Genomic DNA, 20,688 nt, shown 5'->3' with positions numbered 1-20,688 from the left:
GCTAGAGTGATCGTCGGTGCGCCGGGAAGCCTGGTCGGCATGCCCGTCGGTGACCCCCACCGAGGAGGCGTCGACCAGATGGAGCACTGTGATGGCTGATCTACCTCACGCGTCCCGGCATGGCCGCTTCCGTCGTTGGATATCCCTCGAAACCACGAGTGGCGCGCTGCTCCTGGTGGCGGCGATCGCGGCGCTGGGGATGGCCAACTCACCCTGGCGGTCCCACTACACGTCGGTCTCCGATCAGGTCATCGGCCCGGCCGCTCTGCATCTGGACCTGTCCGTGTCGGCCTGGGCAGCCGACGGGCTACTCGCGATCTTCTTCTTCGTCGTGGGCGTCGAACTCAAGCACGAGATCGTCGCCGGCAGTCTGCGTCGGCTCGGCGAGGCGGCGGTTCCCGTGGTCGCGGCCGTGGGTGGGATGATCCTGCCCGCAGCCGCGTTCGTGGTGCTCGTCATGGCGCTGGGGGATACGGCCGCGTTGCGCGGGTGGGCGATTCCCACCGCCACGGACATCGCGTTCGCCCTGGCGGTTCTGGCCATCTTCGGTCGGGGACTACCGGTCGCGCTCCGCACCTTCCTGCTGACCCTGGCGGTGGTCGACGACCTTCTCGCCATCATCGTCATCGCCGTCTTCTACACCGGCAGCCTCGACTGGGTCGCGCTCCTGCTTGCCTTCGCCGCGATCGCGGTGTTCAGGGTGGTGGTCCGTTCCGCACGACCCAGATGGTGGCTGCTGCTGCCCATCGGAGTGATCGCGTGGGTGTTCATGCACGCTTCCGGCGTGCACGCGACCATCGCCGGCGTCCTGCTCGGGCTCTGTGTGACCGCCCGCCCCGTGCACGGTGAGTCGGCCGCCCGTACGCACCGGTTCGAACACGCCGTCCGCCCCGTCTCGTCTGGATTCGCGTTGCCGGTGTTCGCGTTCTTCGCCGCCGGTGTCACGTTCGTCGGTGGCGACGGCGACGACGCCGTGCTCACGCAGCCGGTGCTCATCGCGATCATCGTTGCCCTCGTGGCAGGCAAGCTCGTCGGCGTACTCGGGGTCACCGCGCTGGTCACCCGATTCACCAAGCTGCGCCTGCCGGACGCGATCGGCCTGCGGGACCTGCTCCCGGTCGGGTTCCTCACCGGCATCGGCTTCACCGTCTCGTTGCTGATCAGTGAGCTCTCCTTCTCCGACTCGGCGCACACCGATGGCGCGACCATCGGCGTGCTCACCGGCACGGCGCTGGCCGCGATCCTCGCTGCGGTCACCCTGCGGTGGGACGCCCGCAAGGCACGACACCGGGACATGAACGAGGACGGGATCGTCGACACCGATGTCCGGCCGATCCGCGACCCTGCGGAGGAGACCTGAGCGAGCCCGCCCCGGTCCGAACTCGCTGAGCCTCCGCTGCCGGGCGGGCCGCCGAACGCTGATGTCGGCTCGGCGGCCCGCCCGGTCGCGGTCAGCCGCCGCTGACCAGGTCGCGCCGACGGAACACGACCAGGGCGGCCTGGAGTAGCGCGCCGGAGAGCACGGTCAGCACCACGACCGCGACGACGTTGATCTCCTCCAGCGGGTAGTCCCCGACGTGCTCGAACGGTGACAGCCGCAGTGCGGCCTCGGGGAGGTCGAGGAGCGGGGCGAAGTAGCCGGCGATCAGCCCGTAGCTGACCACGGCCCAGATCGCCGGCAGCGCCCTGGGATCCGTCGCGTACAGCAGGGCGGCGGCGGCGAGAACCAGCCACACCGCCGGAGCGTGCGCCACGTGGCCGAGGAGCAGGTCGCCGACCAGCGCCGCGTCACCGGTGCTCGCGGCGGCCCCCACGCCGACCCCCAGACCGGCGACGAGCAGCAGCCACGGTACGCCGAGGGCCACCACGGCGACGTGGCTGCCGAGCCAGGCGCGCCAGCTGACCGCGGTGGCGAGGACCGGCTCGGTGCGCCCCTCGACCTCCTCGGCGCGTAGCGTCTGGACGGCGAGTACCGCGTAGACACCGACGGCGAGCGCCATGGTCAGGCCCATCATGGCCAGGTACCCGGCGAGCAGGTTCCCCGGTCCACCCATGACCGCGAGCAGGTCCTCGGGCGCGTTGTCGAGCCCGTCGAGCAGCGGCTCGGCGAACGAACCGTAGGCCAGCCCGGCGACCAGCAGCGCCATGCTCCAGCCGACCAGGCTCGCCCGGTGCAGGCGGAACGCGAGGGCGATCGGGGTGGCCAGCCAGGCCGCCGCGCGCGGCGAACCCGGGCGGGGCGGTGCCAGGCCGCCACCGAAGTCCCGCCGCGCGGACAGGAGGTAGGCGATGGCGGCGGTAGCCGCCGCGAACACGAGTGACACCGCGAGCGGCCACCACCGGTCGTGGACGTACGGCGCGGTCTGCTGCGACCAGCCCAACGGCGACAGCCAGGACAACCACGACGGTCCGCTACCCTGCACCGCCGCCATGTCGCCGAGTCCCCGCACGACGAACGCGGCACCGAGAGCCGCGCCGGCCAGGCCGGAGGCGGCCCGTGGATACTCCGACAACTGCACGGTGACCGCCGCGATGCCGGCGAAGGCGAGGGCCACCGCCGCGACGGACGCGCCGAACAGCAGCGAACCACGGCCGTCGAAGCCACGGCTGATCATCGTCGCGCCGATCAGCACCGCGACCAGCACCGCCATCAGGGCGGTCAGGGTCAGCGCGGCGGTGAGTTGGGCGTGCCGGCCGACCACGTTGGCGCGGATCAGCTCGGCCCTGCCGGAGCGCTCCTCGACCCGGGTGTGCCGTACGACGGTGAGCAGTCCCATCAGGCCCGCGCCGAGGGCCACGTAGAGGCCGTACTGGCCGGCGAGGAACCGCTCGATGGTCAGCTCGTCGAAGCCGAAGCCCCGTCCGCCGAACACCGCGCCGACCGGGCTGCTGGAGAACGCGGTCAGCCCTTCGAGATCCTCCGGGCTCTGCACGATGGCGTCCAGCGCGGTCGCGAAGTACATCATGAGCAGCGTCAGCCCGAGCGTCCACGCGGGGAACCGGATCCGGTCACGGCGGATCATGAAGCGCAGGAGCGTGCCCGTTCCGGTGACGGCGTTGCCGCCACCGACCGCGACGCGCTCCGGAGGGCTGGGCACCTTCGTAGTCATTGGGCCGCCACCTCCGTCGCACCGTGGTGGGTGACCTGGTCGCCGTAGTGACGCAGCAGCAGTTGCTCCAGGGTCGGCGGCCGGACCGTCAGCCCCTGTACGCCGAGCTCGCCGAGGTGACGGACAACGGCGGCGAGGTGGTCGCCGTCGACCTCGAAACGGACGTGTCCGTCGTCGGAGCGCAGGTTGTGTACGCCGGGCAGGCCGGTGAGGGCGTCGGCGGGGCGATCGGTGATCGCGTCGACCGAGGTCCGGGTCAGGTGACGCAGGTCGGTCAGCGAGCCCGTCTCGACGATGGTGCCCTGACGAATGATCGAGATCTGGTCGGCGAGCACCTCGACCTGCGCCAGGATGTGGCTGGACAGCAACACGGTGCGGCCGGCCTCCTTGGCCTCGCGGATGCACTCCTGGAACACCGCCTCCATCAGCGGGTCCAGCCCGGCGGTGGGCTCGTCGAGCAGCAGCAACTCGACGTCGCTGGCCAGGGCCGCGATCAGGGCCACCTTCTGCCGGTTGCCCTTGGAATAGGTGCGACCCTTCCTACTCGGGTCCAGGTCGAAGCGTTGGCACAGTTCGTCGCGGCGGCCCGCGTTCACCGCGCCGCGCAGCCGGGCGAACAGGTCGATCGCCTCGCCCCCGGTGAGGTTGGGCCACAACTCCACGTCGCCCGGGACGTAGGCGAGCCGGCGGTGCAGCGTCACCGCGTCCGCCCACGGGTCACCGCCGAGCAGCCGGGCCCGGCCGGCATCGGCACGGAGCAGCCCGAGCAGGATCCGAATGGTGGTGGACTTGCCCGCGCCGTTGGGCCCGAGGAAGCCGTGCACGGTGCCGGTGGCGACCCGGAGGTCGAGCCCGCTGAGGGCCTTGACCCGCCCGAATGACTTGTCAAGGTGCTGGATGTCGATAGCAGGAGTCATCGTCGTAGACCTCGTCTGAGGAGAGCCCAGGGGCGTCCCGGGAAACTGACGTCGTGAGACCGTGAACTCGCGGAGAAAAGGTGGCCACGCCGGGGCGTGGTGGCTAGCGTGCGGCGTTACCCGCGTCGCCCGTCGCAGGCGGATCCGGCACGTACATCAGGTACTCGTCCAACATCGACCGGTCGACGAGCAGCCCTTGCGTGAACAGTTCCAGAGCGGGGAGCACGAGGTCGTCGATGTACCGACGGAACAGGACCGGGAATTCTTCCGGGGCGGCGGCGGACCCGTGCAGGGTGAACCACAGCACCATGCTGCCCGTCGCCTGATAGGCCAGGTATCGCGCCCGCGCGGCCCGATCTCGGCTGGGCCGGACCACGCCGGCCGCCTCACCCGTCGACAGGTATTCCTCCGCATCGGCGATCATGTGGTCGAGCATGCTGAGCGCCAACTCGCCGCCGGCCTGCATGCTGCGCAGCAGGTACTGCACCATCGGCGCGAAGCGCGCGATCTCGGCCATCTGCGCCAGCAGCGTCGTGCCGGTGTTGCTGGTCAGCGCCTTCGCCTTCTCCTCGCGCATGAACGCGAGCACGTGCGCGTCGCAGGCGCGACGCAGCCCGTCCTTCGAGCCGAAATGGTGCACGATCAGGCCGGCGGTGACGTCGGCGTCGGCGGCGATGGCGCGCAACCCGGCACCGAAACCGTCTCGGGCGAACCGGGCGATGGCGGCGTCACGGATCCGACTCACGGTGGCGAACTCGCCATCGTGCGCCCCTGACCTCACGCCATTCGACGCCACGAACCCAGATTAAACCGGTGTTCAATGAACCTGCAAGGGCGCTGCCCACCGGTTTCCCAGCCCTCGCGACGGCGACCCGAGACAGGGGTGGTGCGCCAACTGGTGCAGCGGGCACACTGGGGGCCCATGTCGCCGTTCACCCCCAGCCTGCGGTTGCACGACCGCTACGTGCTGCACGACCGCATCGGCCTCGGCGGAATGTCCGAGGTGTGGCGGGCCGACGACGAGGTCCTCGGCCGACCGGTCGCGGTGAAGATGCTCGCCGGGACGTTCGCCGTCGACCCGGACCTGCGGGCCACCCTCCGGCGGGAGGCCCGCGCCGCGGCGCGACTGACCCACCCACACGTCACCCAGGTGTACGACTACGGCGAAGCGGCCCTGGCCGGCGGAAGCGTCGTGCCGTACCTGGTGATGGAACTGGTCGACGGGCAGAGTCTCGCCGACCGCCTGGCCGAGGGGCCACTGCCCTGGCGACCGGCCCTGCGGATGGCCGCCGAGGTGGCCGCCGCCCTGGCCGCCGCGCACCGCCTGGGCGTGGTGCACCGGGACATCAAACCGGGCAACGTGATGCTCACCGACAACGGTGCCAAGGTTCTCGACTTCGGCATCGCCGCGCTGGCGGGCGCGCCGACGCCCGGCGGCCGACCGGCGAGCGGCATCCTGATGGGTACGCCCGCGTATGTCGCGCCGGAACGGTTGAGCGCCGCCCCACCGCATCCGGCCAGCGACGTGTACGCCCTCGGCGCGCTGCTGTACCGCACCGTCACCGGTGATGTGCCGCTGCCCGTACGCGATTGGTCCGACGCGGTCCGGGTGCACGCGGACCGCCCGAGCGTGGCACCCCCACGGGCGCCGGGCCTGCCGGACGACCTCGCCGAACTGGTGCTGGCCTGTCTCGACCCGGACCCGGAACGACGCCCCACCGCCGGGCGACTGGCCACCCGGCTCCGCGCCGCCGCTGCCGCCGAGGCGGCGACGGCCACTTTGGACACCCCGGTCACCGGCGGCGACCCGGACGCCACCCGGCCGCTGCGGCACCACCCACCGACCCTGGTCGAGCCGGCGGCCCGCCCGGCGCGGGTCACGTCCGTCGTCAGGCCCCGTTCCGTGACCGGTAGACCGCTGCGCGGGCCGGCACCCGGACGACCACGGGCCCGCCGGGGGAGTACCGGCCCGCCCACCGGAGCGTTGGTCACGTTCGCGCTGGTGCTGCTCCTGGGCCTGGGCGCGATGGTGGTTCTCGGTGACCGGGGCGACGGGCAGCCGACCACCGCTCCGCTGACCCCGACGACCGCTCCACCGCCCCCGTCGGCGGCGAATTCGCCACGACCGGCCACCACGTCGCCCGCCGAGCGCACGGAGCCGGTGAACCTGCGCCGGGCGGCGGTGGAACTCATCGCGTTGCTCACCGAGGCGCAGCTCACCGGCGAGGTCGACCGTAAGGTCGCCGACCGGCTGCGCAAGCACCTGACCGACCTCGTCGAGGGGCGACCTAAGGACCAGGAGAAGCGCCTCGAGGACCTGCGTGATCGCCTCGACGACGAGGTGGCACGCGGTCGGCTGCCGAGCGACGTCGCCGACCGGGTCGACGACGTGCTGGACCGGCTCGAGGCGACCCTGCCGAGGCGGTGAGCCGTCCGGCCGCTCAGGTCAGGCTCACTCCGACGACCTCGCCCGGTGCGGTCCCGGCGCGAGCGAGCACCGAACCGTCCGCCGCCCAGATCGCCGATCGCCCGGCCGCCGTGGTGTAGCCACCACCGGTGGAACCGGCGAAACTGGCGACCGCGACCACGACCCGGTGGGTGGTGGAGATCCGCGCCGCCCGCTGGTCCGGCACGTGCGCCTCCGTCGCGGCGTCGAGGATCGAGGCCGCGTACACGTCGATGCCGGCGGCGCAGGTGCGTGCCGCGTGGTCCGCGACTCCGGTGTCCTTGCAGATCGCCAGGCCGATCCGCCAACCGTCGACGTCCAGCACGACCGGTGCCGGTCCCGGGCGGAACCGGCGGGCCTCGACGTCGCCCAGCCACATCTTTCGGTACGCCACCCGGGCCCCGGTGCCGTCCACCGCGAGGGTGGCGATGTGCTCGCCGGCCACCGGCGCGCCGACCAGCGCGAGCGTCCCCGTCGCCGCGCATGCCGCGACCAGCGGCGCGAGTCGCGGATCGGCCGGGTCGACCGGCTCGGCGTCGAGTTCGTAACCGGTCAGCGACAACTCCGGGAAGACCACCACCCGGGCCGCAGCGGTCCGCAGCAACGCGGCGTGCGCCGCCACGTTCGCGTCGACGTCGTACGCCACACACGAGGGCTGGGCGACGGCGATGCTCAGCGGAGGGCGCGACATCCGTGCAGCTTAAGCCCCGTAGGTCGGAAAGGTCGATGCCGGGCGAGCGCCGTCGCGGCGAGGTTCGTAGCGTGTAGCCCATGACGCATGCCCGGCACGCCTCCTCCGTCGTCCTCGGCCAGTCCGCACCGCCCGAGGACGGTCTGGTCGGTTTCGTCACCGACCTGGTCGAGCGGCTCGGTGGCCCCGGGGCGGGGCTGGCCGTGGCGCTGGAGAACCTGTTCCCCCCGATTCCCAGCGAGGTGATCCTGCCGCTGGCCGGGTTCGTCGCGGCGCAGGGGCGGATGAACGTCATCGGCGCCATCTTCTGGACCACCCTCGGCTCGTTGGTCGGTGCCGTGGCGCTCTACTGGATCGGCGCCGCCCTGGGCCGGGAGCGGACGCGGGCCATCGCGGCGCGACTGCCGCTGGTGAAGCTCACCGACATCGACCGGACCGAGGAGTGGTTCCTGCGGCACGGCGTCAAGGCCGTCTTCTTCGGACGGATGATTCCGATCTTCCGAAGCATGATCTCCATTCCGGCCGGGGTGGAACGCATGCCGCTGCTGACCTTCGCGGTCTACACCACGCTGGGCAGTCTGATCTGGAACACCACCTTCGTGATGGCCGGTTACCTGCTCGGTGACAACTGGCACCTGGTGGAGGGGTACGCCGGTATCCTGCAGAACCTGGTCATCGTCGCCACGCTGCTGGCTCTCGTCTGGTTCGTCGTCACCCGGCTGCGCCGCTCCCGCCGAGCCGGCGGTCTGCGGTCCAACGACAGCGGGGCCGGTCTGACCGAGGTGGGGTCCACCGGAGTCCCCGACCCCGACGGGCGGGGCACCATCTACCGCAGTGTCTGGTCGGACGGCTACCGGCAGGGCGACCAGGAGCGGTGAACGGCGGACTGTGACAACATCCGGCCGGACCGGCCAACTCGGGAGAGGTCGTGGTGGTGGAGAGGCGAGCCTGGTCGGACGAGGCCGGTGTGGTGGAACTGCCCGGCGGGGTGCGGGTACGGGGCCGACGCATCGGTGACCACGCCTCACCGGCCGAGTTCAGCCTGCTGCTCGCCCCCGGGCCGGTGCCGGGCTGGGCGTACCGGCGGATCCGGTGGCCGGACTTCTGGGTTCCGCTGGACCGGGCGGACGCCCTGGACGCGTTGCGCGAGGCGCTGCGCCGTGGGTACGCCGGCGAGCGGGTGGAGGTGGCCTGTCTGGGTGGCCGGGGACGGACCGGCACCGCGCTGGCCGCGCTCGCCATCCTCGACGGGCTACCTGCGGAGCGCGCGGTCGACTGGGTACGCGCCGCCTACCGGCCGGGCGCGGTGGAGACTCCCTGGCAGCGGCGCTGGCTGCGCCGGGTGGTCGGCGCGTCGACCCGCTAGGCGGTGACGCCCGGCCGGTCGGGCCACGGGCACCGGGGCCGGTAGGCGACGCGCCGACCGGCCCCGGCGGAGGGTCAGGGCGTCTCGTCCACGCCCACCGAGGTCCCGCTCGGTCAGTGCGTCGAACAGGGCCGGGCCAGGTTGACCAGGTCGGCGGGGCGGTTGCCGTCGACCCGGCCGATCGCGGTGGCGATGCGGTTGATCGCCGCGACGCGTCGGTCCTCCAGTGGGCCGATGATGGCGTTGCGGACGAAGTTCGGGCCGCCCTGGGGGTTGGCGGCCTGCTGGGCGAGGCGGGCGTCGGCGTCGGCGATCTGGTTTTCCAAGTTGGCCAGTTCCCGTCGTACCTCCGCTGCCGCCTGTGCCGGCACTGCCGGAAGCCGGTCGGCCACCGTCGGGCAGCTCACCCGCTGGGCGACCCCGTCACCCGCGTTCCCGGCGCCGCCGTCGCCCGCGTTCCCGGCGTCCCCGGCGTTGCCGTTGCCCGTGTTTCCGGCGTCGCCGTTGCCCGCGTCGCCGTTGACGGCGCTGGGTACCCCCGGGGCGTTCAGGCCGCAGGTGGCCAGGGCGGCGAGGTCGGGGCGTTGGCCACCGGCACGGTTGATGGTGATGCCGATGCGGTCGAGGGCGGCGGTGCGCTTGCTGGCCAGCGGGCCGAGGATGGCGTTCTGGATGAAGTTCGGGCCGCCCTGGGGGTTGGCGGCCTGTTGGGCGAGGCGGGCGTTGGCGTCGGCGATCTGCTTGTCGAGGTTGGCCAGTTCCTGTTCCACGCCGTCGCGGGCGGCTGCGGGCACACTGGACAGCTTGTCCCGCACCGTGGGGCAGTTCGCCGTCTGTGGCCCGGCGGCCTCGTCAGCGGAGGCCAGCGCCAGGCCACCGCCCAGCAGCACCACCGCCAGGACACCGACGCCGCCAAGCTTCAGGGCGGCGTGCTTCTGGTGCGTGCGGGTACGCCTGACCATGTTCTTCTCCTCATGATGTGACCGCCGGAGGACACGCCCGGTCGGCGGGTGTGCGCAGTGGGATGCCCGGGAGGACGATTCGACAGCGGCGGCCGGCCCCGCCCCGCGTGCCGAGGACCTTCGGGTGCTGCCGGACCTGCTGCGGGAGCGCTCCCGCAGCAGGTCCGGGCGTTTCGTGTGTTCGGTCGTGGATACGCGAAGACACCGGGGACCGGTTCAACAGATCCCCGCGAAGATCGCGGCTGTCGGCGGGGCGATCCCGGCCCGGCGGGGTGGACGGCATCGGCGATCGTGCCGTTAGTCTGCGTCTTCATGAGAGTTCGGGCTCTGGTCGCCGGCTGCGCCGCCGTCGCCGCAGTGACGATATCCATGACTCCCGGTGTTGCCGCGAACACTGCGGGTTCCGGACGGTCCGTCCCGCTCGCACGTCCGGCTGCCGCCGTGACACCGCCGCCCGCACCGGACTCTGCCGGGTCGGCCCCGACGGCGGTGCCCTGCCCGAAGGCGGTGGCGCCGAAGGTGACCCGATCACCGAAACCGACACCGCCGCCGCCCGTTCCGGAGCATCGGGTGGTCGGCGGTGACGCACTCGCCACCCCCGGCCTGATCGTGCCGCCCGGAGTGCCCGCGCCACCGAAGGTGACCGCGTCGTCGTGGCTGGTGGCCGATCTGGACAGTGGCGAGGTGTTGGGTGGTTGTGGGCCCCACGAGTACGCCACCCCGGCCAGTGTGCAGAAGCTGCTGCTGGCCGCGACCATGCTGCCGAGGCTGGACCCGGCCGAGGTCGTCACGATCACCAAGGAGGACCTGGACATCGCCCCGGGCAGTTCGGCGGTCGGCCTGCTGCCGGGTGGCCGGTATCGGGTGGAGACGCTCTGGCTGGGTCTGCTGCTGCAATCCGGCAACGAGGCGGCGAACGCGCTGGCCCGTCTCGGTGGCGGCGCGGACGGTGTGGCCGGTGGGGTACGCGCGATGAACGAGCAGGCCCGGCTACTCGGTGCCCGGCAGACCCACGCGGTCACCCCGTCCGGGCTGGACGCACCCGGTCAGTTCACCAGCGCGTACGACCTGGCCCTGATCGCACGGGCCTGCTTCGCCGATCCGGCGTTTCGCCGGTACGTGCTCACCGAACGCACCCGCATCCCCGCGCAGAAGGCGTTGCGGGGCAAGGGCTTCGAGATCCAGAACGAGAACCAGCTGGTGTACCGCTATCCCGGTGCGCTGGGCGGCAAGACCGGCTTCACCGACTACGCGCGACACACGTACGTCGGCGCGGCCGAGCGGGACGGTCGGCGGCTGGTCGTCACGCTGCTCGGTGCCGAGCCTCGGCCGCTGCGTGGGTGGGAACAGGGTGCCGCACTGCTCGACTGGGGATTCTCGGTGCCCCGGCAGACCAGCGTCGGCCGACTGGTGGAGCCGGGGGAGTTGGACGCCGAACCGACGCCGGCCGGGGCCGGGCCGATCGCGGCGGCACCGCCGGCCGGCACCCCGTCGAACACCGACCGGCCGGGTGCGGGCATGTTCGTGGCGCTGGCGGTGGGTGCGGTCGCGATCGCGGTGGCGATCCTCGCCGGGCGACGATCCCGCGTCGCACCGACCCCCGCCGAATAGGTGGTGGCGCGAAACCGCCGTCCAGGCTGGTCGATTCGCCAGACTCGCCGGAATTCACCCGATAGTGTCGGCGATTGTGAGAGTTTCCGCGCTCGCAGTCGCGGTGGCTGCCGCCCTGCTGACCACGCCCGTGGTGCCCGTCTCCGGCGCCAACGCGGTCGCGCCGGTGCCGTGCCCGCGTCCAGCGCCACCGGCTCCCGGACCCACTCCGCCGGTGACACCCTCTCCGGACCCGGTGCAACGGGCCGTCGGTGGCCCCCGACTGGCCACCTCCGGCCTGGTCGTGCCTCCGGGCGTGCCGAAGCCGCCGAAGGTGGCCGCCGCCTCGTGGCTGGTCGCCGATCTGGACAGCGGCGAGGTGCTCGGTGGTTGTGGGCCCCACGAGTACGCCACCCCGGCCAGCGTGCAGAAGCTGCTGCTGGCCGCGACCATGCTGCCCAGACTGGACCCGGCCGACGTCGTCACCATCACCGCCGGTGACCTCGACATCGAGCCGGGCAGTTCGGCCGTGGGGCTGGTCGAAGGGGGCCGCTACCGGGTCGAGACGCTCTGGCTCGGGCTGCTGCTGCGCTCGGGAAACGAGGTGGCGAACGCGCTGGCCCGCCTCGGTGGCGGCGTGGACGGCATGGCCGGTGGGCTACGGGCGATGAACGAGCAGGCCCGCCTGCTCGGCGCGTACCAGACCCACGCCGCGACCCCGTCCGGGCTGGACGGTCCGGGTCAGTTCACCAGCGCGTACGACCTGGCTCTGATCACCCGGGCCTGCTTCGCCGACGCGCGTTTCCGGCGGTACGTGGCCACCCGGGAGGCGACCATCCCGGCCCAGCCGAGGCAGCGCGCCAAGGGGTTCACCATCGTCAACGACAACCAACTGCTCTACCACTATCCCGGCGCGCTGGGCGGCAAGACCGGCTACACCGACCTGGCCCGGCACACCTACGTCGGTGCCGCCGAACGCGGTGGGCGTCGCCTCGTGGTGACGCTGCTGGGCGCGGACGTGATCGACCAGCGGGCGTGGCAACAGGGCGCTGCCCTGCTCGACTGGGGCTTCGCGTTGCCCCCGGCGGCTTCGGTGGGCGTCCTGGTGAGCCCCGGCTCGACGACCGCCTCGGCGGCACCGGCGTCGGTGCCCCCGCAGGCGCTGCCCGGTGGCGCGTCCGGGGCGGAGACGGACGATCCGCGTGCCTTCGCCGGTCGGCTCCGGGCGGCCTCCCTGGTCGGCCTCGCCGCCGGTCTGACGCTGCTCGTCGTGGGTCTGGTGGGCCGCCGCCGGCGGCTGCGCACCGCCGGGACGGGACGGCCGCCGCGTACCGAATGACCGGGACGACGGCCGTCCGGGGGCGGCTGGCCGCGACGGTCGCGGCCGTCGCGCTGGTGGTGGCCGGGTGTACGCGCGACGAACCGCACCCTGCGCCCACGTCGCCGACCCGGGCCGGGCCGGGCTTCGTCGTGCTGTCCGATGTGGATCACCGAATCCTTGCCGATATCCGGTACGCCACGGCGCACAACTTCGTCGGCCGCCGCATAGCGGGCTACCAGGAGCCGGTGTGCCTGCTCACCGCCCGTGCCGCCGAGGCGCTGCGCGCGGTGCAGGAGGCCGCGCTCGCCGTCGGCCGCAGCCTCAAGGTGTACGACTGCTATCGCCCACAGCGGGCCACCGAGGACTTCATCGACTGGACCGGTCAGCCGGGCCAGGACAGCATGAAGACCGAGTTCTACCCACGGGTGGCCAAGACGCAGCTGGTGGAGCGCGGCTACCTCGGCGCGCCCAGCGCCCACAGCCGGGGTAGCACCGTCGACCTCACCCTGGTCGACCTGCCGGCACCCGAGCCGACCCGCTACGAACCCGACCAGCCGCTGGTGGCCTGCACCGCCGAACCCGGGCAGCGATTCGGCGACACCAGCGTCGACATGGGCACCGGCTTCGACTGCTTCGATCCGCTGTCACACGTCGAGGCGGACCGCGTCAGCGCCACCGCCCGCAGGAACCGGCAACAGTTGCGGCAGTTGATGGTCGACGGCGGCTTCGTCGGTTACGACCAGGAGTGGTGGCATTTCCGCTACCGCGACGAACCCTGGCCCGACACCTACTTCGACCTGCCGGTGGCCCGCTCCTCGGCCGGCTGACCGGCGTTGGAGACGGTGTGCCTCCCCGGGCGTCGGCGCGCCGGACAGCGCGCGCGGCGGGGTTCCACTCAGGTCCGACCCGACCGCGCCGTGGCGCGGGTGAGCTGGCCTCCGGTGGCACCGGAGGGGTGTCGGGCGGGTCACCCGCCGCCCCGTAGGCTGTCGGCCATGATTGCCGTACGTCAGCACGCCGACGACGCACGGTGCGTTTCCTCACCGGATTCGGGATCCGCGCCGGGGTCGGTCGCCCGATGACGGGCAGGCGTCTGCCGGTCCCGCGTCGCGGGTCGGCTCGTAGCACCCACGGGTTGTTCGACCTCTGCGCCCGGCTCGCCGTGTCCCGCTCCTTCGAGATCGCCATCGTGGTGGTCATCCTCGCCAACGGGGTGGTCCTCGGCCTGGAGACCTACCCGGACCTGGGGCGCGCCGACCCCGCGCTGCGGCTGCTGGAGTGGGGCTTCCGGTCGATCTTCGTCGTCGAGATCACCATCCGGATCCTGGCGTACGGCCGCCGCCCGCAGGACTTCTTCCGGCACGGTTGGAACGTCTTCGACTTCCTGGTGATCGCCGCGATCTTCCTCCCCGGACTGCACGGCGACTCGGCGCTGCTGCGGGTGGTCCGGGTGCTGCGGATCGTCCGGCTGGTGCGGTTCTCACCCGGCCTGCGGACGATCGTCGCCGCGTTGTGGCGCAGCCTGCCCGGCATCGGTGGCTTCTTCGCACTGGCCGTGGTTACGCTCTACGTCTACGGCATGGCCGGCTGGCTGATCTTCGGCGAGGTCTATCCGGACCAGTACGGGGACATCGGCCGGTCGTTGCTGACGCTGTTCGTGCTGCTGTCGTTGGAGACCCTCCCGGAGCTGATCGAGCAGGGGATGGCGTTCTCGCCGTGGACGGTGCTGTACTACGCCAGCTTCGTGGTGATCACCGTGAACCTGCTGCTCAACATCCTCATCGCGGTCTTCGTCAACTCGATGGAGGAGGCGCGTCGGCTGGAGATGACCGAGGGGCTCGGCCCCGGTTACGACTCCGACGGCGACGGCGTACCCGACGAGGTGGACCGGATAGCGATCAGTCAGCGTCTCGACGACCTGCGTACCCTGATCGTCGAGCTGGAACGGGAGTTGCGTATCGACCGGGACGACGGTCGAGTGCGGCGGGTGGGAAAGGAGTGACGGCCACCGGCAGGTCTCGTTGTGCCGTGTCCGCGTTTGATCAGAATCACGACAGATGCGGATAACGGCTGTGACCGGATAAGGTCGTTACACCGTCTGATGATCTCTGGGGAGGCTGTGTGCTGGCACTGGTGGCGGTCCATGCGTTGGCAGCTGTGATCGCCCCGGGGCTGGTGCGGCTCTGGGGACGCAACGCACTTTACCTGGTGGCGCTGCCACCCGCTGCGGCGCTGATCTGGGCACTCAGCCACACGAGCGGGGTGCGCGGCGGTGAGCCGGTGGTCGAGACGGTGCCGTGGGTACCGCAGCTCGGGCTCGAACTCGCACTGCGGATGGGCACGGTGTCCTGGCTGATGGTGGCCCTGGTCGGTGGGGTCGGCGCACTGGTGCTGGCCTACAGCGCCCGCTACTTCCGCACCGACGATGCCGGTCTGGGCCGTTTCGCCGCCGTCTTCGTCGCCTTCGCCGGCGCGATGCTCGGCCTGGTGGTCTCCGACGACCTGCTGCTGCTCTACGTGTTCTGGGAACTGACCACCGTCTTCTCGTACCTGCTGATCGGCTACGACCCCGTGAAGCGCGCCGGTCGGCGGGCGGCCATGAAGGCCCTGCTGGTGACGACGCTGGGCGGTCTGGCGATGCTCGCCGGGTTCGTCATGCTCGGCCAGCACGCCGGCAGCTACCGCTGGTCGGAGGTCGCGGAGAACCTGCCCAGCGGCGGTTACCTCGCGGTCGCCGTGGTGCTGGTACTGCTCGGCGCGCTCAGCAAGTCCGCGATCTTCCCGTTCAGCTTCTGGCTGCCGGGCGCGATGGCGGCCCCGACGCCGGTCAGCGCGTACCTGCACGCCGCCGCGATGGTGAAAGCCGGTGTGTTCCTCGTCGCCCTGATGGGACCGGCGGTCGCCGACGTCGCGCCGTGGCGACCGGTGCTGCTGGCCACCGGCTTGATCACCATGTTCCTCGGCGGCTGGGCCGCGTTGCGCCAGGTCGACCTCAAGCTGCTGCTGGCGTACGGCACGGTCAGCCAGCTCGGCCTGCTGATGGTGATCCTCGGCGGCGGCACCCGGGACGCCGCGCTGGCCGGTGTGGCGATGGTGCTGGCCCATGCGCTGTTCAAAGCCACTCTCTTCCTCACCGTCGGTGTCGTCGACCACGCCACCGGCACCCGGGACCTGCGTGAACTCAGTGGCCTCGGCCGCCGGTCCCCGGCGTTGGCGGGGGTGGCGGGACTCGCCGCCGCCTCGATGGCCGGGCTCCCGCCGATGGCCGGGTTCGTCGCCAAAGAGGCCGCGCTGGAGGCGCTGCTGCACGGCGGCACCGCCGACCTGGTGGTGCTGGCCGGTGTGGTCTTCGGCTCGGTGCTGACCGTCGCGTACACCCTGCGGTTCCTCTGGGGTGCGTTCGCCGACAAACCCGGCATCGAGGCCACCGAGGTCCGGCCGGTCTCCTGGTCGCTGCTCGCTCCGGCGGCCGTGTTGGCCCTCGCCGGGGTCACCGTCGGCGTGCTCGCCCCGGCCGTGGACCGCCTGCTCGCCCCGTACGCGGACCTCTATCCCTCCGCCGAGACCGGTTACCACCTGGCGCTCTGGCACGGTTTCACGCCGGCGCTCGGCCTTTCGGTGCTCGCCGTGGCCGGTGGTGTCGGGCTGTTCCAGCTGATGCGCCGTGAGCGGGTGCGGGCCACCCTGCGGCTGCCGTTCGACGGTGCGGACGTCTACCGCAAGTCGATCGGGCTGGTCGACCGGCTGGCGGTGGAGCTGACCGGTGCGACCCAGCGTGGTTCGCTGCCGTTCTACCTCGGCGTCATCCTGGTGGTGCTGGTCCTGCTGCCGGGCGGCACGCTGGTGGCCGGCAGCCCCTGGCCGCAGCGGTTCCACCTCTGGGACACGCCGTTGCAGGGGGTCGCCGCCGCCGTGGTGGTGGTCGCCGCCGTGATGGCCGCCCGCGCGCTGCGCCGGCTCACCGCGATGATCCTGGTGGGCGTCGCCGGATACGGCATCGCGCTGCTGTTCATCCTGCACGGCGCGCCGGACCTGGCGTTGACCCAGTTCCTGGTGGAAACCGTCACCATCGTGATGTTCGTGCTGGTGCTGCGGCGGCTACCGGCGAAGTTCTCGGAGCGACCGATCCGGTCCAGTCGGCGCGGTCGGGTGGCCCTGGGGGTCGCCGTCGGCGCGATCACCGCCGGCATGGCGTACGTCGCCGCCGGAGCCCGGCAGGCCGTCCCGATCTCCGTCGGCTTCCCCGACGAGGCGGTGTCGTACGGCGGCGGCAAGAACGTGGTGAATGTGACCCTGGTGGACATCCGGGCCTGGGACACCATGGGCGAGATCGCGGTGCTGGTGGTGGCCGCCACCGGCGTGGCCAGCCTGATCTTCCGCCACGCGCGCGACCTGGACCGGCGCAGTGACATCCCCGGCGGCGGTCGGGCCGAGTCGCCCCGTCCCCGCTGGCTGACCACCGGCGCCACCGCCCGCGCGCAGTCGGTCATCCTCCAGGTGATCACCCGGCTGCTGTTCCACGCCATCATGCTCTTCGCCATCTACCTGCTCTTCAGCGGCCACAACGCGCCCGGTGGCGGCTTCACCGCCGGCCTGGTCGCCGGTCTCGCCCTGGCCGTGCGCTACCTGGCGGGCGGGCGTACGGAGCTCAACGGGGCGGCGCCCGTCGACGCGGGCATGGTGCTCGGTGCCGGGCTCTTCGTGGCCGTCGGCACCGGTCTGGCGGCGCTGCTGCTCGGCGGCGAGTTCCTGCAGAGCGCGCTGCTCGACTTCCACCTGCCGGTGCTGGGGCACGTCCACTTCGTCACGTCGGCCTTCTTCGACGTCGGTGTCTTCCTGATCGTCGTCGGCCTGGTACTGGACATCCTGCGCAGCCTCGGCGCGGAGATGGACCGCCAGCACGAGACCGAGGACAACGAGGTACGGGAAAAGGAGCTGGTGTGACACCGAACCTCACCTACGTCATCGTGATCGGCGTGCTCGTCGCGGCCGGCGTGACGCTGCTGCTGGAACGCAGCCTCACCCGGGTGTTGATGGGGGTCATCCTGCTCGGCAACGGGGCCAACCTGCTGCTGCTCACCGGTGGGCGGGCCGGCGCGCCGCCGATCGTCGGCAGTTCCTCGCAGGAGGAGATGAGCGATCCGTTGCCGCAGGCGATGATCCTCACCGCCATCGTGATCACGCTCGGCATGACGGCGTTCCTGCTCGCCCTGGCGTACCGCAGCTGGCACCTCAACGGGCACGACGAGGTGCAGGACGACGTCGAGGACCGCCGGATCATGGACCTCGCCGAGCGCGACGAGGTCCCGGACGACGACGTCGACGGTGACGATGACGACGACAACGAGGAAACCGGTGCCGACCGGACCCTGGCCGGCACGGTGGACTCGGGGAGGGCCGGATGACGCACCTCGTTCCGCTGCCGGTGGTGATGCCACTGCTCGGCGCGGCATTGACACTGCTGCTGCTCGGGCGTCCGCGCGCCCAGCGGTGGGTGAGCCTGACCGTGCTCACCGCCACCGTCGGGGTGGCCGCGACGCTGCTGGTGCAGTCCAGCAAAGACGGGCCGCTCGTGGTGGAGGTCGGCGGCTGGGTCGCACCGTTGGGCATCGTCCTGGTGGCCGACCAACTCGCTGCCCTGATGCTGGTGGTCTCCGCCGCGGTGACCCTCTGCGTGCTGGTGTACTCCATGGGTCAGGGCATGGCCGACGGCAACGAGGAGACGCCGCTGTCGGTCTACCACCCGACCTACCTGGTGCTGACCGCCGGTGTGTGCAACGCCTTCCTCTCCGGTGACCTGTTCAACCTCTACGTCGGCTTCGAGATCCTGCTGGTCGCCAGCTACGTGCTGCTCACCCTGGGCAGCACCGAGACGCGAATCCGGGCCGGCACCACGTACGTCGTGGTGAGCCTGCTCTCGTCGGTGATCTTCCTGGTCGCGATCGGCCTGGTGTACGCCTCGACCGGGACGCTCAACCTGGCCCAGCTCGTCGACCGGCTGGACGCCCTACCGGACGACCTGCGGCTGTTGTTGCAGGGCATGCTGCTGCTGGCCTTCGGCATCAAAGCGGCGGTCTTCCCCCTGTCGGCCTGGCTGCCGGACAGTTACCCGACCGCCCCGGCCCCGGTCACCGCCGTCTTCGCCGGACTGCTCACCAAAGTCGGTGTGTACGCCATCATCCGGACCGAGACGCTGCTCTTCCCCGGCGGTCGGACCGCGACCCTGCTGATGGTGACGGCGGTGCTGACCATGGTGGTCGGCATCCTCGGCGCGGTCGCCCAGTCGGACATCAAACGGTTGCTGTCGTTCACCCTGATCAGCCACATCGGCTACATGCTCTTCGGAGTCGGGTTGACCTCGGCTCTCGGGCTGTCCGCGGCGATCTTCTACGTGGTGCACCACATCACCATCCAGACCACCCTCTTCCTCGCCGCCGGCCTGGTCGAACGTCGAGGTGGCAGCACCAACATGGAACGCCTCGGTGGCCTGGCGAGACTCTCGCCACTGCTGGCCATCCTGTTCTTCGTACCCGCGCTGAACCTCGCCGGCATCCCACCCTTCTCCGGGTTCCTCGGCAAACTCGGCCTGGTCCAGGCCGGTATCGACGACGGTGGGGTGTTGGCCTGGATCCTGGTCGCCGGTGGGCTGATCACCAGTCTGCTCACCCTGTACGCGGTGGCCCGGGTGTGGAACCTGGCGTTCTGGCGGGCCCCGCACGCGGAGATGCCGGACGCCGACGAGGCGGAGCAGGCATCCCAAGTCGACGGCTCGGTCCAGCCGCAGCAGCCGTTGCCCGCCGGGCACTCCGGCGCCGTGCTGCCCAAGCTGATGATCGCGCCGACCGTGGCGCTGGTGGTCTTCGGCCTGGTGCTGACCGTGGTCGCCGGTCCACTCTTCGATGTCAGCAGTGACGCCGCCAACGACCTGCTGCGTCGGACACCGTACGTCGACGCCGTCTTCCCGGGGGGTACGCCGTGAGCGCCGACCAGATGACCCCCGCCGAACCGGTCGACCCGCCGAACCCGCCGCTGAGCCGATCGGCCCGGCACCGCAACCAGATCATCGCGATGACCGGTCTGGTGACGGTCTGGGTGCTGCTCTGGGGCACGCTCTCCTGGGCCAACGTGATCAGTGGGCTGGTGGTGGCCGCGATCCTCATCGCGGTCTTCCCGCTGCCGCCGGTGACGTTCGCCGGGCGGATCCACCCGCTCGGGATGCTGCGTTTCTGGCGACGCTTCCTCAGCGACCTGGTGGTCGCCTCGGCGCAGATCGCCTGGCTGGCCCTGCGGCCCAGGCATGTGCCGCGTAGCGCCATCATCGCGGTCCCGTTGCGGGTGAACACCGACCTCAACCTCACCCTCACCGCCGAGGCGCTGACCCTGGTCCCGGGCAGCCTGATCCTGGAGGCCGACCGCACCACCGGCACCCTGTTCGTCCACGTCATCGGTGTGAACAGCCGGGACGAGGTCGAACAGTTCCGGCGCAGCGTGTACGACCTGGAGGCGCGCATCATCGAGGCCGTCGGCTCAGCCGACGAGCTGCGCCGAGTCCGCACCGCCGGGTACCCGAACCCGTTGGCGCACCTGGAAGGGGAACCGACATGACCACCGTCGCCGTGACCGTCACCGTGTTGTTGGCGGTGGCCGGTGGGCTGACCCTGAGCCGCATCATCCGGGGTCCGTCGATCCTGGACCGGGCCGTGGCCACCGACGTGCTGCTGGCCATCATCGTCGCCGCGATCGCCACCGAGGCCGCCTACAGCCGTGACGCCACCGCCCTGCCGGTGCTGGTGGTCCTCGCGGTCCTCGGGTTCGTCGGGTCGGTCAGCATCGCCCGTTTCGCCACGCGGAGGAAGAGCGAATGACCCTCGACGCCGTCCTCGACATCGTCGCCGCCGTCTGCCTGATCAGCGGCGCGCTCCTCAGTCTCGCCGCCGGGGTGGCCCTGGTGCGCTTCCCGGACCTGCTCACCCGGATGCATGCCGCCGCCAAGCCGCAGGTCCTCGGACTGCTGCTGGTGCTGGTCGGCTGCGCGCTGCGGCTGCGGACCGGCGTGGACATCACCACGCTGGTGCTGGTCGGCATCTTCCAGCTGGCCACCGCCCCGGTGGCCGCGCACATGATTGGTCGGGCCGGGTACCCGCACGAGGAGATCCGCACCGACCTGTTGCTCACCGACGAACTCGCCGCCCACCTGGACCGGCTCGCCGGTGAGCGGGACGAGGTCCGGGCCTGAGGGCCGGGCGATATCCATTGCGGGGCGGCAACGCAACCACTACCGGCCG

The 20,688-nt window shown here is 71.6% G+C and carries 19 protein-coding genes; 14 read left to right on the top strand and 5 right to left on the bottom strand.

Annotation, left to right across the window (positions count from 1 at the left end; all coding sequences use genetic code 11):
* The first annotated feature begins 91 nt into the window (after positions 1 to 91).
* Positions 92 to 1,360: a Na+/H+ antiporter NhaA gene (nhaA, locus tag FF096_RS09395; protein WP_155216422.1), complete on the top strand. Its 1,269-nt coding sequence runs from the start codon at positions 92 to 94 to the stop codon at positions 1,358 to 1,360.
* Positions 1,361 to 1,451: 91 nt separating this feature from the next.
* Here the strand turns inward: nhaA and FF096_RS09390 are convergent, their stop codons facing one another.
* The 3 genes from FF096_RS09390 to FF096_RS27470 form a co-directional block, all read right to left on the bottom strand.
* Complete coding sequence (locus FF096_RS09390; protein WP_155216420.1) at positions 1,452 to 3,110, bottom strand: ABC transporter permease; 1,659 nt, start codon at positions 3,108 to 3,110, stop codon at positions 1,452 to 1,454.
* Positions 3,107 to 4,027 (bottom strand): ABC transporter ATP-binding protein, encoded by a 921-nt coding sequence (locus tag FF096_RS09385; protein ID WP_155216418.1) that lies wholly within the window; start codon positions 4,025 to 4,027, stop codon positions 3,107 to 3,109. The genes FF096_RS09390 and FF096_RS09385 overlap by 4 nt, the downstream gene beginning before the upstream one ends.
* A gap of 103 nt (positions 4,028 to 4,130) precedes the next feature.
* Positions 4,131 to 4,772: a TetR family transcriptional regulator gene (locus FF096_RS27470; protein WP_375335316.1), complete on the bottom strand. Its 642-nt coding sequence runs from the start codon at positions 4,770 to 4,772 to the stop codon at positions 4,131 to 4,133.
* A gap of 177 nt (positions 4,773 to 4,949) precedes the next feature.
* On the opposite strand from FF096_RS27470, the gene FF096_RS09375 reads away from it, so the two are divergent.
* A complete protein-coding gene (locus tag FF096_RS09375; RefSeq protein WP_155216416.1) occupies positions 4,950 to 6,455 on the top strand; it encodes a serine/threonine-protein kinase in 1,506 nt (501 codons plus the stop codon).
* 13 nt (positions 6,456 to 6,468) lie between these two features.
* Here FF096_RS09375 and FF096_RS09370 read toward each other — a convergent pair whose 3' ends face one another.
* Positions 6,469 to 7,164, bottom strand: coding sequence for a carbon-nitrogen hydrolase family protein (locus tag FF096_RS09370; RefSeq protein WP_155216414.1), 696 nt, complete (start codon positions 7,162 to 7,164; stop codon positions 6,469 to 6,471).
* An 80-nt stretch (positions 7,165 to 7,244) separates the two neighbouring features.
* Between FF096_RS09370 and FF096_RS09365 the strand changes: the two genes are divergently transcribed.
* On the top strand, positions 7,245 to 8,042 hold the full coding sequence (locus FF096_RS09365; protein WP_155216412.1) for a DedA family protein: 798 nt from the start codon (positions 7,245 to 7,247) through the stop codon (positions 8,040 to 8,042).
* Between the two features lie 56 nt (positions 8,043 to 8,098).
* Positions 8,099 to 8,530 carry a protein-tyrosine phosphatase family protein gene (locus FF096_RS09360; RefSeq protein ID WP_309222977.1) on the top strand — a complete coding sequence of 144 codons (432 nt, stop codon included), beginning with the start codon at positions 8,099 to 8,101 and terminating at the stop codon, positions 8,528 to 8,530.
* A 113-nt stretch (positions 8,531 to 8,643) separates the two neighbouring features.
* Here FF096_RS09360 and FF096_RS09355 read toward each other — a convergent pair whose 3' ends face one another.
* Positions 8,644 to 9,492, bottom strand: a complete 849-nt coding sequence (locus FF096_RS09355) for a hypothetical protein (RefSeq protein ID WP_155216410.1) — start codon at positions 9,490 to 9,492, stop codon at positions 8,644 to 8,646.
* Positions 9,493 to 9,861: 369 nt separating this feature from the next.
* Here FF096_RS09355 and FF096_RS09350 point away from each other — a divergent pair, with 369 nt between their 5' ends.
* From FF096_RS09350 to mnhG, 10 genes are all read left to right on the top strand, one after another.
* Positions 9,862 to 11,103, top strand: a complete 1,242-nt coding sequence (locus tag FF096_RS09350) for a D-alanyl-D-alanine carboxypeptidase family protein (RefSeq protein ID WP_230462471.1) — start codon at positions 9,862 to 9,864, stop codon at positions 11,101 to 11,103.
* 76 nt (positions 11,104 to 11,179) lie between these two features.
* Positions 11,180 to 12,421, top strand: a complete 1,242-nt coding sequence (locus FF096_RS09345; RefSeq protein WP_309222976.1) for a D-alanyl-D-alanine carboxypeptidase — start codon at positions 11,180 to 11,182, stop codon at positions 12,419 to 12,421.
* Complete coding sequence (locus FF096_RS09340) at positions 12,418 to 13,230, top strand: M15 family metallopeptidase (protein ID WP_155216406.1); 813 nt, start codon at positions 12,418 to 12,420, stop codon at positions 13,228 to 13,230. Before FF096_RS09345 ends, FF096_RS09340 begins: the two co-directional genes overlap by 4 nt.
* 251 nt (positions 13,231 to 13,481) lie before the next feature.
* Entirely contained in the window at positions 13,482 to 14,405 is a 924-nt protein-coding gene (locus FF096_RS09335) for an ion transporter (protein ID WP_155216404.1), read from the top strand.
* Positions 14,406 to 14,524: 119 nt separating this feature from the next.
* Positions 14,525 to 17,347: a Na+/H+ antiporter subunit A gene (locus FF096_RS09330; protein WP_309222975.1), complete on the top strand. Its 2,823-nt coding sequence runs from the start codon at positions 14,525 to 14,527 to the stop codon at positions 17,345 to 17,347.
* Positions 17,344 to 17,808 (top strand): Na(+)/H(+) antiporter subunit C, encoded by a 465-nt coding sequence (locus FF096_RS09325; RefSeq protein ID WP_309222974.1) that lies wholly within the window; start codon positions 17,344 to 17,346, stop codon positions 17,806 to 17,808. The genes FF096_RS09330 and FF096_RS09325 overlap by 4 nt, the downstream gene beginning before the upstream one ends.
* On the top strand, positions 17,805 to 19,382 hold the full coding sequence (locus FF096_RS09320) for a Na+/H+ antiporter subunit D (RefSeq protein ID WP_155216402.1): 1,578 nt from the start codon (positions 17,805 to 17,807) through the stop codon (positions 19,380 to 19,382). Before FF096_RS09325 ends, FF096_RS09320 begins: the two co-directional genes overlap by 4 nt.
* Complete coding sequence (locus FF096_RS09315; RefSeq protein ID WP_309222973.1) at positions 19,379 to 20,008, top strand: Na+/H+ antiporter subunit E; 630 nt, start codon at positions 19,379 to 19,381, stop codon at positions 20,006 to 20,008. The genes FF096_RS09320 and FF096_RS09315 overlap by 4 nt, the downstream gene beginning before the upstream one ends.
* A complete protein-coding gene (locus tag FF096_RS09310) occupies positions 20,005 to 20,268 on the top strand; it encodes a monovalent cation/H+ antiporter complex subunit F (protein ID WP_155216400.1) in 264 nt (87 codons plus the stop codon). The genes FF096_RS09315 and FF096_RS09310 overlap by 4 nt, the downstream gene beginning before the upstream one ends.
* Positions 20,265 to 20,639, top strand: coding sequence for a monovalent cation/H(+) antiporter subunit G (gene mnhG, locus FF096_RS09305; protein ID WP_155216398.1), 375 nt, complete (start codon positions 20,265 to 20,267; stop codon positions 20,637 to 20,639). The genes FF096_RS09310 and mnhG overlap by 4 nt, the downstream gene beginning before the upstream one ends.
* Positions 20,640 to 20,688: the final 49 nt, after the last annotated feature.

Origin of the sequence: Micromonospora sp. CP22 (assembly GCF_009712475.1) — a bacterium.
Lineage (GTDB): Bacteria > Actinomycetota > Actinomycetes > Mycobacteriales > Micromonosporaceae > Micromonospora.
This window is presented reverse-complemented; position numbering and strand designations above follow the sequence as displayed.

What these genes read in the sequence shown, in the direction of transcription:
- nhaA (WP_155216422.1), top strand. Translation starts at nt 92, where the DNA reads ATGGCTGATCTACCTCACGCGTCCCGGCATGGCCGCTTCCGTCGTTGG.
- FF096_RS09390 (WP_155216420.1), bottom strand. Translation starts at nt 3,110, where the DNA reads ATGACTACGAAGGTGCCCAGCCCTCCGGAGCGCGTCGCGGTCGGTGGC.
- FF096_RS09385 (WP_155216418.1), bottom strand. Translation starts at nt 4,027, where the DNA reads ATGACTCCTGCTATCGACATCCAGCACCTTGACAAGTCATTCGGGCGG.
- FF096_RS09375 (WP_155216416.1), top strand. Translation starts at nt 4,950, where the DNA reads ATGTCGCCGTTCACCCCCAGCCTGCGGTTGCACGACCGCTACGTGCTG.
- FF096_RS09370 (WP_155216414.1), bottom strand. Translation starts at nt 7,164, where the DNA reads ATGTCGCGCCCTCCGCTGAGCATCGCCGTCGCCCAGCCCTCGTGTGTG.
- FF096_RS09365 (WP_155216412.1), top strand. Translation starts at nt 7,245, where the DNA reads ATGACGCATGCCCGGCACGCCTCCTCCGTCGTCCTCGGCCAGTCCGCA.
- FF096_RS09355 (WP_155216410.1), bottom strand. Translation starts at nt 9,492, where the DNA reads ATGGTCAGGCGTACCCGCACGCACCAGAAGCACGCCGCCCTGAAGCTT.
- FF096_RS09350 (WP_230462471.1), top strand. Translation starts at nt 9,862, where the DNA reads ATGACTCCCGGTGTTGCCGCGAACACTGCGGGTTCCGGACGGTCCGTC.
- FF096_RS09340 (WP_155216406.1), top strand. Translation starts at nt 12,418, where the DNA reads ATGACCGGGACGACGGCCGTCCGGGGGCGGCTGGCCGCGACGGTCGCG.
- FF096_RS09335 (WP_155216404.1), top strand. Translation starts at nt 13,482, where the DNA reads ATGACGGGCAGGCGTCTGCCGGTCCCGCGTCGCGGGTCGGCTCGTAGC.
- FF096_RS09320 (WP_155216402.1), top strand. Translation starts at nt 17,805, where the DNA reads ATGACGCACCTCGTTCCGCTGCCGGTGGTGATGCCACTGCTCGGCGCG.
- FF096_RS09310 (WP_155216400.1), top strand. Translation starts at nt 20,005, where the DNA reads ATGACCACCGTCGCCGTGACCGTCACCGTGTTGTTGGCGGTGGCCGGT.
- mnhG (WP_155216398.1), top strand. Translation starts at nt 20,265, where the DNA reads ATGACCCTCGACGCCGTCCTCGACATCGTCGCCGCCGTCTGCCTGATC.